14 protein-coding genes are annotated in these 14,866 nt (G+C 63.5%); 8 read left to right on the top strand and 6 right to left on the bottom strand.

Going from position 1 to position 14,866, the window contains the following annotated elements; all coding sequences use genetic code 11:
• Positions 1–4 precede the first annotated feature (4 nt).
• From IVA82_RS31180 to IVA82_RS31170, 3 genes are all read left to right on the top strand, one after another.
• Positions 5–1,939, top strand: a complete 1,935-nt coding sequence (locus IVA82_RS31180) for an autotransporter domain-containing protein (protein ID WP_247383742.1) — start codon at positions 5–7, stop codon at positions 1,937–1,939.
• A 44-nt stretch (positions 1,940–1,983) separates the two neighbouring features.
• Positions 1,984–3,189, top strand: a complete 1,206-nt coding sequence (locus tag IVA82_RS31175) for an ABC transporter substrate-binding protein (RefSeq protein ID WP_247383741.1) — start codon at positions 1,984–1,986, stop codon at positions 3,187–3,189.
• 108 nt (positions 3,190–3,297) lie between these two features.
• Positions 3,298–4,761: an aldehyde dehydrogenase gene (locus IVA82_RS31170; protein ID WP_247383762.1), complete on the top strand. Its 1,464-nt coding sequence runs from the start codon at positions 3,298–3,300 to the stop codon at positions 4,759–4,761.
• A gap of 17 nt (positions 4,762–4,778) precedes the next feature.
• Here IVA82_RS31170 and IVA82_RS31165 read toward each other — a convergent pair whose 3' ends face one another.
• Together IVA82_RS31165 and phaZ are read right to left on the bottom strand one after the other, a co-directional pair.
• Positions 4,779–5,465 (bottom strand): XRE family transcriptional regulator, encoded by a 687-nt coding sequence (locus IVA82_RS31165; protein ID WP_247383740.1) that lies wholly within the window; start codon positions 5,463–5,465, stop codon positions 4,779–4,781.
• Positions 5,466–5,587: 122 nt separating this feature from the next.
• Positions 5,588–6,811 (bottom strand): polyhydroxyalkanoate depolymerase, encoded by a 1,224-nt coding sequence (gene phaZ / locus IVA82_RS31160; RefSeq protein ID WP_247383739.1) that lies wholly within the window; start codon positions 6,809–6,811, stop codon positions 5,588–5,590.
• Positions 6,812–6,992: 181 nt separating this feature from the next.
• Here phaZ and IVA82_RS31155 point away from each other — a divergent pair, with 181 nt between their 5' ends.
• Positions 6,993–7,649, top strand: coding sequence for a glutathione S-transferase family protein (locus tag IVA82_RS31155; protein ID WP_247383738.1), 657 nt, complete (start codon positions 6,993–6,995; stop codon positions 7,647–7,649).
• 290 nt (positions 7,650–7,939) lie between these two features.
• On the opposite strand, the gene IVA82_RS31150 is transcribed toward IVA82_RS31155, so the two are convergent.
• A complete protein-coding gene (locus IVA82_RS31150; RefSeq protein WP_148743510.1) occupies positions 7,940–8,164 on the bottom strand; it encodes a hypothetical protein in 225 nt (74 codons plus the stop codon).
• 184 nt (positions 8,165–8,348) lie between these two features.
• Between IVA82_RS31150 and IVA82_RS31145 the strand changes: the two genes are divergently transcribed.
• The 4 genes from IVA82_RS31145 to IVA82_RS31130 all read left to right on the top strand — a co-directional run bounded on the left by IVA82_RS31145 (position 8,349) and on the right by IVA82_RS31130 (position 12,300).
• Positions 8,349–8,702 carry a hypothetical protein gene (locus tag IVA82_RS31145; protein WP_247383737.1) on the top strand — a complete coding sequence of 118 codons (354 nt, stop codon included), beginning with the start codon at positions 8,349–8,351 and terminating at the stop codon, positions 8,700–8,702.
• 297 nt (positions 8,703–8,999) lie between these two features.
• A complete protein-coding gene (locus tag IVA82_RS31140) occupies positions 9,000–9,926 on the top strand; it encodes an SMP-30/gluconolactonase/LRE family protein (RefSeq protein ID WP_247383736.1) in 927 nt (308 codons plus the stop codon).
• A gap of 116 nt (positions 9,927–10,042) precedes the next feature.
• A complete protein-coding gene (locus tag IVA82_RS31135; RefSeq protein ID WP_247383735.1) occupies positions 10,043–10,636 on the top strand; it encodes a GNAT family protein in 594 nt (197 codons plus the stop codon).
• Between the two features lie 17 nt (positions 10,637–10,653).
• The gene (locus IVA82_RS31130) at positions 10,654–12,300 is read left to right on the top strand and encodes a GMC family oxidoreductase N-terminal domain-containing protein (RefSeq protein ID WP_247383734.1); all 1,647 of its coding nucleotides are present in this window, start codon (positions 10,654–10,656) and stop codon (positions 12,298–12,300) included.
• 664 nt (positions 12,301–12,964) lie between these two features.
• Here the strand turns inward: IVA82_RS31130 and IVA82_RS31125 are convergent.
• From IVA82_RS31125 to IVA82_RS31115, 3 genes are all read right to left on the bottom strand, one after another.
• Positions 12,965–13,237, bottom strand: a complete 273-nt coding sequence (locus IVA82_RS31125) for a gamma-glutamylcyclotransferase (RefSeq protein ID WP_247383761.1) — start codon at positions 13,235–13,237, stop codon at positions 12,965–12,967.
• A gap of 219 nt (positions 13,238–13,456) precedes the next feature.
• Complete coding sequence (locus tag IVA82_RS31120) at positions 13,457–14,218, bottom strand: ATP-binding protein (RefSeq protein ID WP_247493682.1); 762 nt, start codon at positions 14,216–14,218, stop codon at positions 13,457–13,459.
• Positions 14,219–14,232: 14 nt separating this feature from the next.
• Positions 14,233–14,866: transposase (locus IVA82_RS31115; RefSeq protein ID WP_247493681.1), on the bottom strand; the 634-nt coding region annotated here is incomplete at its 5' end.

The following is a 14,866-nucleotide window of genomic DNA, read 5'->3' as shown; positions in this document are numbered from 1 at the left end:
CGCCGTGAGACTGAGGTCAGCGGTACCGGTCGCAGCATTGCTGTTGGCCGCGGGAATGCCTGTTGCTTGCGCGCAGGCGCAGCAGCCCGGAACGATCTACGGATTCGGCGACAGTCTGCTCGACGTGTCGCGCAATTGCCCGATCGCGTTTCCGCAATCGGCGCCGTACGGTGCCTGCGGCAATGGTCGCGGTTCGCTGCAATGGCTGTCGATGCTGACCAGCTATAGCTTCAGCAAGCCCAACGATTACGCCTACAACGGCGTAGGCAACGGCGTCTTTCCGGCATTCAACGGCGGCCCGACAGTAGCGCAACAAATTGTCGAGTTCACCAGCGCCGGCCGAAGCTTCCGGCCGAACGACCTGATCGCCGTCGGCGGCATGCCCAACAACTCGGCAGCACCGTTATTGGGTATCCTCGATTCGAACGGAACTCCCTACACGCCGCAAACGTTATCCGCAGCAACTTTGTCCCAGCAGTACGGCAACATCGCGCAACTGATCAATGCGGGCGGACATAATTTCATCGTCGAGAACATGTTCTCGTCGTCGGCCTACAATTTCTATGTGATCGGCGGCTTCTATCCGTTTGGTGCGCCCTATGCGTTTCCAAACATTCCGGGAGCCACGACGTTCTTCGGCCTCGTAAACACAAATCTCGCGAGCACACTCGCGCCGCTTGCCGCTCCGGGCGTGCGCCTTCACGTCGTCGATCTCGCCGCGATCTATACCAAGGCCTACACCGATCCGACCAGCCTGGGATTCAAGACCGGTACGGCTTGCGTCTTTGATGGCAATTGCCTCACGGCATCGAAGGACGTGCAGAACCAGCATTTCATGTTCGATCTGCATCCGACCGATGCTGGCTATGCGGTGATTGCGCGCTACGAAGCCAACCTGCTCGCGGCACAGGACGGTATTGCCGCGCAGGGCGACATCGCGCAACTTACTGCGCAGAATTTCTCGAATTCGATCTTCTCGCGGATCGACGCGTTGCGTGCCAACGATCCGCGTGTAACGAGAACGGCGCTACCATCTCAGGCCTTTGCCTCCATGGACCTGCCTGGCATGAGCACGAAGGCACCGCCGCGTCTTGCGCCCGAGCTGCCGTTCTCGGTCTATCTCGCCGCAGCCTATGGCAGCGGCAGCCGCGGCGACCGCTTCGGCGCCGACGGAAACGCCACCGGTTTCGACTACACGCTTGCGGGCGGCACGTTCGGTGCCGACTACAAGGTCGATCCGAACATCCGCGTCGGAGGCGCGCTCAACTACACCAATCCGGTCGCCAATCTGCATGGTGGCACCGGTCACCTCAATCTCGACAGCTATCAGATCGGCGGCTTTGCGTCCTTCACCTACCCGCATCTGTTGGCGGACATCGTCGCGACGTACGGCTACAACAACTACCGCATCGATCGTCCCGGCGTCGTCGATACGATCCGCGGCAGCACCACCGGCAATACCTTCACGGTCGGCGCCAAGTCAGCCTATCTGTTCGATGTCGGGGCGGTCCGGGTTGGCCCGCTGGCCGGGCTCGTCTACGACTACACCGACGTCAATCCGTACACCGAGACCGGTGATCCCATCATCACCCAGGCGGTCGCGCGGCAGAAGCTCGAAGGCCTGATCAGCAGTGCGGGCGTGCAGTTCCGCGCGCCCTTCACCGTTGCGACGCGTCCCGTCAATTCCTTCCTCAATCTGACCGCCGAGCATGATTTCCTCGGGGGCGCGCGGACGCTGCTCGCGGCGGAAACGGTGGCGCTCGCTTTGCCGGTCTACACAGTCGTGCAGGGCAATCCTGATCGCACCTATGGCAAGGTGGTGGGCGGCCTGAGCACGGCTCTGTCAGGCAACGTCAACGCCATGCTCACCGCGGCGGGAACGTTCGGCACCAGCAATCCGCAGTTCGCGCTGCAGGGCGCAGTCAAGGTAGCTTTCTAGTGGCGATGAGAATGAAAAATCAGCGATACCTCAGGGAGGGAACTATGACCTTGTCACGGCTTCGCGCGGCCGCGCTTGCAATGCTATTGGGCACCGCTCCTGCGGCGGCGCTCGCCGAAGACGCGGCCTTCCGGGTCGGCGTTATCGACGACATGTCCGGCGTCTATTCCGGCAATGGCGGGCCCGGCACGGTACTGGCCGCCAGGATGGCAGTCGAAGATTTCGGCGGCAAGGTGCTGGGTCGTCCGATCGAGGTCATCTCGGCCGATCATCAAAGCAAGCCCGACATCGGCGCGGCCCTTGCGCGCCAGTACATCGAGCAGCAGGGGGTGAGCGCGATCATCCCGGGTGGGGCAAGTTCGGTCGGGCTCGCAGTGCAGGCCATTGCGCGCACGCTGAAGAAGACCACGCTGGTCAGCGGCGGCTATGCGTCGAATTTCAGCGGCGACGGCTGCTCGCCCTATGGCACGCAATGGGCGCCATCGACAAGCGAACTCTCCAAGACCATCGCCAAGGGCATCGTCGATGCCGGCGGCAGGAAGTGGTTCTTCATCGTCGCCGACTATGTATTCGGCAAGAATCTTGCCGCCGATGCCGGCGAGACCGTCAAGGCCTCCGGCGGCCAGGTCGTTGGCCAGGTGCTGCATCCGCTCAATGTCACGGATCTCGCCTCGCAACTCCTAGCGGCGCAGGGCTCCGGCGCCGACGTGATCGGGCTGGCCAATGCCGGGCCAGATCTCGTCCTCGCGATCAAGCAGGCCAGAGAATTCGGCGTCAGCGCCAAGCTCGCGACCATGCTGGTGTTCGAGAACAACGTCACTTCGCTCGGCCTTTCCACCGCGCAGGGCCTGCGGCTCGCGGCCTCGTTCTACTGGGATCTGAACGACGAGACCCGTGCCTGGTCGAAGCGCTTCATGGCCCGCAACGGCAATGCGGTGCCGACCATGGGCCATGTGCTGGCCTATCTCGCCACCACCCACTACCTGAAGGCGGTCGCCGCGGTCGGCTCCGACGATGCCGCACAGGTGCAGGCCAAGATGCTGCAACAGCCGATCGAAGGCAACCTGATCCAGCACGCCCATATCCAGCCCAATGGCCGGGTGGTCTCCGACATGCACATTTTCGAGGTGAAGAGCCCGCAGGACTCCAAGAGCCCGGCGGATCTCTACAGGCTGGTCGCGACGCTGCCGGGCGATGGCCTGTTTGTGTCGGCCGAGAAGAGCGGATGTCCTCACCTCGCCGTGAGGTAAGCCGCAGTTGGGAATTGAGGTGCTGCCATGAATGCTGAGGATACGATGCGCGCGAAGTCGCACGACGAGGTGCGGGGCGATGCCCCGCACGGGCTCCAGGCGTTCAAGATGCATATCGACGGCGAATGGTGCGAGTCGAGCTCCGGACGTTGGCTGGAGACCAACGATCCGTATACGGGAAAGCCATGGGCCGTCATCCCCAGGGGAAATGCGGAGGACATCGACAGGGCCGTGCAGGCGGCGAATCGCGCCTTCGTTGCCGGTCCCTGGGCGAGCATGCATCCGAGCGACCGCGGCACGCTGTTGAATCGCGTTGCCGACCTCATCGCTGCGAATGCGGAGCGGTTGGCCGAGTTGGAAGTGCGCGACAACGGCAAGCTCAGGGTGGAGATGCTCGGGCAGATGAGATATCTGCCGCGCTGGTTTCAGTACTACGGCGGCCTTGCCGACAAGATCGAAGGCCGCATGCCGCCGACCGACAAAAAAGGCATGCTCCACTACGTCTCCTACGAGCCGATCGGCGTCGTCGGCGCAATCACGCCGTGGAATTCGCCGCTGCTGCTGACGGTCTGGAAACTCGCACCCGCGCTTGCCGCTGGCAACACTGTGGTCATCAAGCCGTCCGAATTCGCGTCCACCTCTCTGCTCGCATTGGTCGAGCTGTTCGAACAGGCCGGTTTCCCGAAAGGCGTGGTCAACGTCGTCACGGGCCTGGGCGCCGAGACCGGGGAGCCCCTCGTCGAGCATCCCTTCGTCGACCGGATTGCCTTCACCGGGGGCAACCTTGCCGGTCGCAAGATCTATGAAGCGGCGGCGCGGCAGTTCAAGCGCGTCTCGCTCGAGCTCGGCGGCAAGTCGCCGAATATCGTGTTCGGCGATGCAAGCATCGAGGATGCGGTCAAGGGCGTCATTTCCGGCATCTTCGCCGCGAGCGGTCAGACCTGCATGGCCGGCTCGCGGCTGCTGTTGCATTCCTCGATCCACGACGCATTCCTTTCGCGTCTCGTCGAGGTGATGAAGGCGGCGCGTCTCGGCGATCCCAACAGCCCCGAGACCGACGTCGGACCGGTTGCGACCGAGCAGCAGCTGCAGAAGGTGCTTCACTACATCGAGCTTGCCAAACAGGAAGGCGCTCGCTGTGTCCTCGGCGGCCGGCGGGCCTTTCGGCCGGAATGCGGCGACGGCTGGTTCGTGGAGCCGACCATCTTCGCCGATGTCACCAACGACATGCGGATCGCGCGCGAGGAGGTGTTCGGGCCGGTTCTCAGCGTGATCAGATTTGATTCCGACGACGAGGCGGTCGCACTCGCCAATGACACGCCGTTTGGCCTTGCGGCAGGCCTCTGGACCACCGACCTAGGCCGCGCGATCGCGCTGCCGAAGCGACTGCGGGCAGGGACGGTCTGGGTCAATGCCTATCGTGTCGTCAGCTATCTCTCACCCTTCGGTGGCTTCAAGGAGTCCGGCATCGGCCGGGAGAACGGGCTCGATGCCATCTACGAATATCTGGAGCCGAAGAGCGTCTTCATCAATCCGACGCCGTCGATCTCCAATCCGTTTACGTTGCAGTAGGACGGGAGCAATCCGGGTCAGGCGCGGCGGCGCCGGATGACGAGATAGTAGGCGCATGGAGTCCTGCCCGCATTGATGAAACGGTAGGATTCACGCACATCGAAGTAAAAGGAGTCGCCGGTATCGAGGACGTAATTCGCCTCGCCCGTCTGCACCGTCAACTGGCCCTCGTGCACGACCAGATATTTTTCCGTCGGCACCTTGTAGGGCGGCAGCTCGCCGGAGGATTCGCCGGGCGGAATTCGATGCAGCAGGAACTCGAGGTCGTTGTCCAGATGGGACGGCGACAGGTTGTGACGTTCAAAGCCGGTCTCGGGATCCTTGAAGGCCAACCTGTTGGCCCTGCGAATCACCGCGACCTGCGCGGGATCTGGCTCCGCGCCCATCAACGTGGACATCGAGACATTGAGCCCCTTGGCGATCCGCACGATGATCGCGAGTGTCGGGCTCTTCTCGCCGCGTTCGACCTTGGACAGCATGGCGCGGCTGACGCCGGACTGCGCCGCAAATTCCTCCAGCGTCAGGCCCGCCTGCGTCCGCAGCCGCTTCACCCGGCCGCCGAGTTCGACGATGATGGCATCGTCACCCGCGCGGCCGGCTCGCTGGTGCCGCCGCGATTTCGTCGGTGCTTTGCGGGAAATCGCACCCTCGCTTCCGGACGCTTCCGAAGTCTTGTGTCGTCGTACAGGCAATCTGTCGTGCATGCGCCATATTTTCAGAAGTTGGGGCGCCTCACAAGGTTGTATGTGCCCCGGCTCTCGCTGAAGCGCCGTTCCGCCGCCTCAGACTCTGCGGCTGTCCGTCACAGCGCCGTAACGAATGCGCCTCACGAATTGACGTGCACGAAATCCCGCAGCAGCGGATAGATCTCGTTATTCCAGCGCTTGCCTGAGAACACGCCGTAATGGCCGACGCCGGCCTGCATGTGGTGCACCCTGCGATAGGCGCGCACGCCGGTGCAGAGGTCCTGCGCGGCGAGCGTCTGGCCGATCGAGCAGATGTCGTCCTTCTCGCCCTCGACCGTCATCAGCCCCATGCGGCTGACGGCCTTGGTGTTCACGGGACGGCCGCGGTGCATCAGCTTGCCTTGCGGCAAGAGGTGCTCCTGGAACACGTCGCGCACGGTCTCGATGTAGAACTCCGCCGGCAGGTCCATCACGGCGAAATATTCATCGTAGAAGATCTTGATGCTGGCGGCCTTCTCCTTCTCGCCCTTGGCGATGTGATTGGCGAGATCCATGTGTTGTCTGATATGGCGCTCGAGATTCATCGAGACGAAGGCGGTGAGCTGCACGAAACCGGGATAGACCTTGCGGAGCGCGCCTCGGCACTGCATCGGCACGTAGTTGATCAGATTGCTCTGGAACCAGTCGATCGGCTTGCTCTTGGCGAACTCGTTCACCCGGGTCGGCTGAATGCGCGTGTCGATCGGGCCAGCCATCAGCGTCAGCGTCGCAGGCCGCGAGGGGTGGTTGTCCTCGCACATGATCGCTGCGGCAGCGAGGGCGGACACCGACGGCTGGCAGATCGCGACCATGTGCGGGCGCGGCCCGAGCTGTCCGAGAAAGTCGATGAGGTGCTCGGTGTAATCGTCGAGCCCGAAGCGGCCTTCGCTGCGGGGAATGTCGCGCGGATTGTGCCAGTCGGTGATGTAGACGTCGTGATCTTGGAGCAGCGTCTTCACGGTGCCGCGCAAAAGCGTGGCGAAATGGCCGGACATCGGCGCCACCAGCAGCATGCGCGGCTGCTCGCCCACGTCCTTTTTCCTGAAGTGCAAGAGCGAGCCGAACGGTGTCGCGTAGGCGATCTCCTCGGTGACGGCGACCTCGCGATTTCCGACCATGACGCTGTCGATGCCGTAGGCCGGGCGGTGATAGGTGAGGGTGGAGCGCGAGATCAGCTCCAGCGCGGCGGCGAGCCGGCCGACGACCTGATCCGACATGCCCTGCGGCACCAGATGGAGGAATTTGAGCGCGGACGAAGCTCCCGCCCGCCACGGCGCTGCCAAGTCCATCTGGTTCTGAAAGGTTTGATAAAACATCGACATCATACTGAAGCGCCCACCTGTCCCATGTTGTCATGCAATATCGAAGCCAAACCTGGGTCAGATCGCCCGGAAAACTGGCACATCGCTTGCTCTTCAATCGGATGAACACACGGGAAAGCACAAGCAATGGGCACGCAAGCGGGCCGGGCGGGCTGCCGGTATCAGGCGTGAGGGAAGGGGCCATATGGCGAAAGCGACACTGACCATCAGCAGCAAGAACTACTCGTCCTGGTCGCTACGTGGCTGGCTGCTGACCAAGTTTTCCGGACTTGATTTCGAGGAGATCGTCACCGCGCCGGACGACGCCTCCGCGCGGGCCGAAATTCTGCTGCTGTCGTCCTCGATCCTGGTGCCGTGCCTGCGGCACGACGGCGCCACGGTCTGGGATACGTTGGCCATCGCCGAATATCTCAACGAGGTCATGCCGGACGCCGGGCTAGTGCCGGCCGACCGCATCCAGCGCGCCCATTGCCGCTCGATTTGCGGCGAAATCCATTCCGGCTTCGCCACGCTACGCGCCTCGCTGCCGGTCAATCTGAAGGGGCACTTCCCCGGCTTCAAGATCTGGTCGCGCGCGCAGGCAGATATCGACCGGATCTGTGCGATCTGGCGCGACTGCCTGGAGCTGTCGGGCGGTCCGTTCCTGTTCGGCGAGAAGCGCACCATGGCGGATGCGATGTACGCACCAGTCGTGACGCGCTTCGTGACCTATAACGTCAAGCTCGAGCCGCGGCTCCAGGCCTATGCCGATACCATCATGGCCATGCCCGAGATGAGGGAGTGGGTTGCCGCGGCCAAGGAAGAGCCGGCGGAGATCGAGGAGCTCGAGGTCGAATATTAGGCAGGCTTTGCCTGCCCTGCCTGTTTAGGCGGCGCCGACCTTCCGCGGTGTTGCCGACCATTGTGCGATTGCCGCAATTAACCTTTGGTGCGGCCAGCGTCTCACGCCCGCCCGCGCCTCTCACAGATATGGTACGCACGAGCGGTACGGCTGGCGACATTTAGCCGTGAACAGGCGTGGACGGCCTTGCTGCTGATTCGGACGTGATTCGTTCGGGCCGCGTTCCGAAGGTTAAGGCGGCGCGCGGCGCCGTTGCATTTTGGGACAAAGGGGCCTGAGACAAGCCGCTTTCAGGCGACTCCGCGCTGCTTCACGCGGGGCAGCCGCCAGCCGATGACGGTCGCTTCAACCGCGATGCCGGCGTCGTGGTTCTGCCATCGTCCCTCGACATAGCGGCAGGCGAACGGCAGCTGATACGTTCCGCTGTGGTCCTCGCACAGCACTTCGAGCGGCATGCCCGGAGGCGGTTCTCCGGCGCCATCGAATTCCGCCAGACGTCTATCGCGCGTTGCCATTCCAGAAATCTCCCCTAATGAAACTCGGAAAGCGGCAGCGCCCACTTCGCCACGTCCCGATCATCGCTCCCCGTCCAGGGAACAGGTGCAAGCTCAACGCGAGAATGCGGTACGAGTGTGGTAGCGTCCGGCCGCGGCGTGCAATCAGCGCAAATTGCCGTGATTGATGTGATGAGGAACCTGCATGCTGCTTCGAAACGCCGGCGTTTGTGTCGCGATGTTGCTGCTCGCCATGCTGGCGCTTGAGCCGCTCCGCGCGCAGGACGTGCCGGGAATCGAGATCTGCACGGTCGAGAAGACCATGGAGCGGCGCACCAGCTGCCTGCAGAGCAACGTCGATTTCCTCCAGAAGACGATCACCAAACTCGCCCTCGATCACCAGCAGAAGCTTGATGCGGCCAATCGTCAGGTCGACGCGCTGAAGACGATGGTGGCCGGCTTGCAGAAGACAGTCAGCGATCTCCAGGCGGCGCAGGCGAAGATGGCGGAGGATGTGAAGAAGAAGGCCGACGCGCCGCCGACGAAGGATGCGAAGTAGGGTGGGTTAGCGAAGCGTAACCCACCAAGGTCTATGCTCGCAGAAGGCAAAGAGGTGGGTTACGCCTGCGGCTAACCCACCCTACGGTCGATCGATCGCAACGCCGATCAAGCGAAGCATCTCGCGTCCGCCTAAACCGGCCGCGCTTCGAACTGAGTAGGGCCGCGCAAGGCTGGCATACCATCCCGCTTGCTTGGCAAGCCTTGGCGACTTTGCCATAACCGCTGGCAAATCTTGCCTGCGGGGCTCCGTGCCGGACATCCGGGCAAGGCATAATAAGCAGCCGGGAGGGTCCTCATGTCCAACGTCCGTGTTCTCGCCACCGACCTCGAATTCCCTGAAGGGCCGGTCGTGATGCCGGACGGCTCGGTCGTGCTGGTCGAGATCCGCGGCCAGCGCCTGACCCGCGTTTATCCCGACGGCCGCAAGCAGATCGTCGCGAAGATTCCGGGCGGCCCGAACGGCGCCGCGCTTGGCCCCGACGGCAAGATCTACGTCTGCAACAACGGCGGCTTCAGCTGGATCCCGACCCGCAACATGATCATGCCGGGACCGCAGCCCGATGATTATTTGGGAGGATCGATCCAGCGCGTCGATCTGCAATCCGGCAGGATGGAGACCGTCGTGACCAAATGCGGCGAGCACGATCTGCGCGGGCCGAACGATCTCGTGTTCGACAAGCATGGCGGCCTGTGGTTCTCCGACCTCGGAAAACGCCGCGCGCGCGAGATGGACGTCGGCGGGATGTATTATCTCAAGCCCGGCATGACGGAGATCGTGGAAGTCGTGCACGGCGTGCTGCCGGCGAACGGCATCGGTCTGTCGCCGGACGAGAACACCGTCTACATCGCCGAGACGCCGACGGGGCGGCTCTGGGCCTACGAGCTCTCGGCGCCCGGCACGCTCAAGCCGCGCGACGCGATCTATCGCGGCGAACGTGGCAAGCCGATCTGCGGGCTCGGCGGCTACCAGATGTTCGACTCGCTCGCGGTGGAAGCCGGCGGCAATGTCTGCGTCGCCACCCTGGTCTCCGGCTGCATCTCGGTAATCGCGCCGGACGGCACGCTGGTGGAGCAGGTCCCGACGGGCGACCGCGTTACCACCAACATCGCCTTCGGCGGCCCCGAACTGAAGACCGCCTACATCACGCTGTCCGGCAAGGGCGAGCTGATCGCCATGGACTGGCCGCGCGGCGGTTTGCCACTCAATTTTCTAAACAAGTAAACGGTGCTAGTGAGCGTCATTGCGAGCCAAGCGAAGCAATCCAGGAATGCGTCCGCGGAGACGGTCTGGATTGCTTCGTCGCTTCGCTCCTCGCAATGACGTAAGGAGACTTCAAAATGCCCTGGCCTGATCCCATCACCCTGCGCGGCCAGCACGCCCGTCTCGAGCCGCTGTCGCATCAGCATCGCGAGGGTCTGATGGAGGCCGTGAAAGACGGCAAACTCTCCACGATCTGGTACACCGCGATCCCAACGCCGGAGAACATGGGCAAGGAGATCGACCGCCGGCTCGGCCTTCAGACCGCGGGCTCGATGCTGCCGTTCACCGTGTTCGACGGTAGCGGCAAGATCGTCGGCATGACGACCTATATGAACATCGATGCCGCCAACCGCCGCGTCGAGATCGGTTCGACCTGGTATGGCAAGAGCGCGCAGCGCGGGCCGCTCAACACGCAGTGCAAGCTCCTGCTGCTCACCCACGCCTTCGAAACCCTAGACTGCATTGCGGTCGAATTCCGCACCCACTTCTTCAATCACCAGAGCCGCCGCGCCATCGAGCGCCTCGGTGCCAAGCAGGACGGCATTTTGCGCAGCCATCAGGTCGCGCCGAACGGCACGCTGCGCGACACTGTGGTCTACAGCATCACCGCGGCCGAATGGCTGACGGTGCGCACGCATCTCGACTATCAACTCAACGACAAGCCGCGCTGAGCGACGGCCGAGGCACCATGGACAGATTTGATTATGTGATCGTCGGCGCGGGTTCCGCCGGTTGCGTGCTTACCAGCCGGCTGAGCGAGGATCCCTCGACCAGCGTCTGCGTGCTCGAGGCGGGCCCGAGCGACTGGCATCCCTACATCCACCTGCCGGCGGGCTTCATCAAGACCTTCCACATGAAGAGCATCAACTGGGCCTATCAGCAGGAGCCGGGGCCCTGGACCGGCGGGCGCAGCATCTACGCGCCGCGCGGCAAGACGCTCGGCGGCTCGTCCTCGATCAACGGCCACATCTACAACCGCGGCCAGCGCATGGATTTCGACACCTGGGCGCAGATGGGCAATCGCGGCTGGGGCTATGCCGATGTGCTGCCCTACTTCCGGCGGCTGGAGAAGCGGGTCGGCGAGGGCGAGGACACCTATCGCGGCCGCGACGGCAACCTCATCGTCACCACCATGAACTGGCGCGATCCGCTGTGCGAGGCGTTCATGGAAGGCGCGGTTTCGCTCGGCATTCCCCGCAATCCCGATTACAACGGCAAGACCCAGGAAGGCGTGTCCTACTGCCAGCGCACCATCGACAAGGGTCTGCGCGTGTCCGGATCGACCGCATTCCTGAGGCCCGCGATGAAGCGGCCGAACGTGCACGTGCGCACGCACGCGCATGCGACCGAGATCATCTTCGAGGGCAAGCGCGCGGTGGGCGTACGCTACATGAAGGGCGGCCGCGGCGGCACGCCGGTCGAGGTGCGCGCCAACAAGGAAGTGATCCTGTCCGGCGGCACCTATAATTCGCCGCAGTTGCTCCAGCTCTCCGGGATCGGCTCGCCCGACTTGTTGCAGGCCCACGGCATCGCCGTGCGTCACGCGCTGCCGGTCGGCGAAGGCCTGCAGGACCATTACGCACCGCGCACCGTGGCGCGCGTAAAAGACATCAAGACCATCAACGAGCTCCGCCGGGGCCTCTCGCTATGGATCGAGGCTCTGAAATGGGCCACCACGCGCGGCGGCTTGCTGTCGTTGTCGCCGACCATGGTCTATTGCTTCTGGCACTCCGGCGAGAGCGCGGAGAGCTCGGACTTGCAGCTCACCTTCACGCCGGCGAGCTACAAGGAGGGCGTACAGGGCCAGCTCGAGGACGAGCCCGGTATGACCGTCGCCTCCTGGCAGCAGCGCCCCGAGAGCCGCGGCTACGTCCACATCCGCTCATCTGATCCATTCGCCCCGCCGATCATCCAGACCAACTATCTCGACGCCGAGCACGATCGCCGCGTCATCGTCGCCGGCATGAAGCTCGCGCGGCGCTTGCTGAAGTCGGCTCCGCTCTCGCCCTATTACGCCTACGAGGATTTCCCCGGCCCCAATATCAACACCGACGACGAGTTCCTGGCTGCCGCCACCGAACGCGGCACCACCACCTTCCACCCCGGCTGCACCTGCCGCATGGGCCCGGCGGAGAGCACCTGGGCTGTGGTCGACGATCAGCTCCGCGTCCACGGCCTGCAAGGCCTCCGCGTCATCGACGCCTCCGTCATGCCGCGCATGATCTCGGCGAACCTCAACGCCTCAACGATGATGATCGCCGACCGCGCCTCCGACCTGATCCGCGGCAAGCAGCCAATGGAAGCCGCGCGCGTGCCGGATACGGCGGTGGCGTGATCTTCGTAGATCCTATGGGGTGGCAGGTGGTCAGGGGTAAATTGAGTTTGTGACCACCAACTCACCCTGGAGGATCAACGATCGGTAGATGTGACGTCGGGCAAAACACCACAAAGCGCGTCAATCCCTCCCCGCAAAAATATTCCACTTTAGCGAAATTCGGAATTACGGCATAAACCGAAACAGCCCGGCCTACGGAAGAGGGGCGGTTCGCGAGTCGTTCGAAACGCGGGCCGGGTTGCGGTGGACGCGGCAGCGTCGGGCGCGAGAGGTTAAGGGCAGGGCGGATTGCTCTCCGTGAGCCCGAAACCGCGTGCGGACGAGCGGCGCTGTCAGGTTCGTCTCGCCAGCATTCTTCCGGCAACGTCGACAAGGCCGGAAGATAATGCGGCGAGCAAGCGGACCGTGCGTACGGCAAAACCGTGTGGTCCTGTAGTCCAGTACTTTTTTCGTCGGCCGAAGAACGTAGAAAGCGCATAAAAACCAAAGGCTTCGGCGATATTGGCTGACAAAGAAAAGGGCCCGCCCGAATGAGGCGGGCCCCAATAGACACTAGACCGTTCGTCCCTTGAATGCGGACGTCGAACGCTTGCACGTTCCGGAGATATCTTGAAAAAGCGGGTGCAGTTGGCAACCGTCGTCCAAAGCGGCACGGCAACCCGGCTTAGTTCGAATTTTCGGAGCTTAGAGTGACTTGCAGCGTTTCCGCCACTAGCGCCTGGAGTTGCCATAGCGCTTCGTCGTGAATGCCCAGTTCCTCTAAGCGGGACACAGTTTCTCTGAGGTACTCCGCGCAGGAGCCCCAATGTCCCGCAGCTGATGCCAGAATGTCGGCGGCCTCCTCCAACGGCAACTTCCCAGAGTAATGTGGGCTTTGGCGGTTTACCACTATTCCGAGAGCCCGGATCGGACCTTCATCCGTTTCAGCTGTGCGCATACCGGTGAAGGCGACCACGCTGACCGGCGCATGGAGACCGCGTGATCCGGTCGATGACGACCAGGGCGGCGCACGAGCTTGATGGCGCCGTTGGATTTATTTTCTGATCTCAGTATTTGAGGTTCGGGTCAAGCGATAGGTGGAGCCCGTGCGCGGCGCGAAGTGACCGCCACGAGTCAAACGCAGCGCCGCGCATGGGCGGGCCGGAGGGCGCATTGTTCATTTTTTCGCTCCTGTCGGCGGTTTTGTGACCGTCCTATCCGCCGCGCTCGGCCCCGGCGCTGAGGTATCCGACTTGGCCGTCTTGGGATCGCGCATCGATGGCCCATCGAGCGCAAGACGATGGGCGTTATGCACGAGGCGGGCATCGACCGGCAACTGGCTGGTGATCAGCGTCGAGCCGGCGCCATAACGGTCCTCGACGATCTCCATGAGGTCGCGCCGCTGGTTGGCCGAGAGCCGGTCTGGGCCCCAGTCATCAAGGATCAGCAGATCGGCCTTGGTGAGCGTACGGAACAGACGCGCGAAGCGGCCGTCTCCGTGGGCCAGTTCGAGATCGGCAAAGAGGCGCGGCACACGTGCGTAATGCACCGTATAGCCATCACGGCAGGCTCTCTGCGCCAGCGCGCAGCTGAGCCACGACTTGCCGACACCGCACGGTCCGGTGATCAGCAGATTGCGATGTTCGGCAATCCAGCGGCCGGCGGCCAGTTGCTGGAACAGCGCCTTGTCGAGCCGTCGGGCGGCACGATAGTCGACGTCCTCGATCGACGCCTGGCCGTGGCGCAGCTTCGCATTGCGCAGCCGGCTTTTGAACCGCTGCGTGCCGCGATGTGCCGCCTCGCGATCGAGCAGCAGCGCCAGCCATTCGGCAGGCGCGAGATCCCGGGCAGCGTCCTGCGACTGCAGTTCAACAAAGGCCTCGGCCATGCCGTCGAGCCTCAGGGCTCGCAGCTGGTCGATGGTTGGATGGGTCAGCATTGCGTGTTTTCTCCTCAGTGGAAGTAGCGGGGGCCACGGATGTTCGCGTGCACGATCGCCGGCCCGTCCGTGGCGGAGGCAGGCCGTCGGCGATCGAGGTTGGTCTTCAGGATGGAGGTAACCGAGGTGTAGGAGCGCGCGCCAATCTCGAGCGCGCGGCCGCAGGCGGCTTCCAGTCGCTCATGCCCGAAGCTGTTGGCGTGCCTGAGGATGCCGATCGTGGCGCGGAAGCCCTGCTCCGGATGCGTCTTCTCGCGCAGGATGATCTCGATCAGCGCCGATGTCTTCGGCCCGATCTCGTTCGCTCGACCCTGGATGCGTTCCGGCGTCCAGTCGGCATAGCGCCGGTGGCTCGACGGCATGTGCTCGCGCACGGTCGTGTGCTTGCGGTCCGATGACGAACGCACGTGGACAGCGACGCGATTGCCGCCATGGAACAGCTCCACCGTCCGCGCCGTGATCCGCGCCCATAGCTCCTCGCGCAGCAACGCGTGCGGCACCGAGTAGTAATGCTTCGCGACCTCGACGTGATAATCGAGGCCGGCCCTGCACTGCTTCCACTCGGCGTAGACGTAGGGCGCAGTCGGTAATGGCTTCAACGCTGGCTGGTCCAGTGCCTCAAACAGCGCGCGGCGGCTCGCGCCGAGA

The organism is Bradyrhizobium sp. 142 (genome assembly GCF_023074015.1).
GTDB lineage: Bacteria > Pseudomonadota > Alphaproteobacteria > Rhizobiales > Xanthobacteraceae > Bradyrhizobium.
This window is presented reverse-complemented; position numbering and strand designations above follow the sequence as displayed.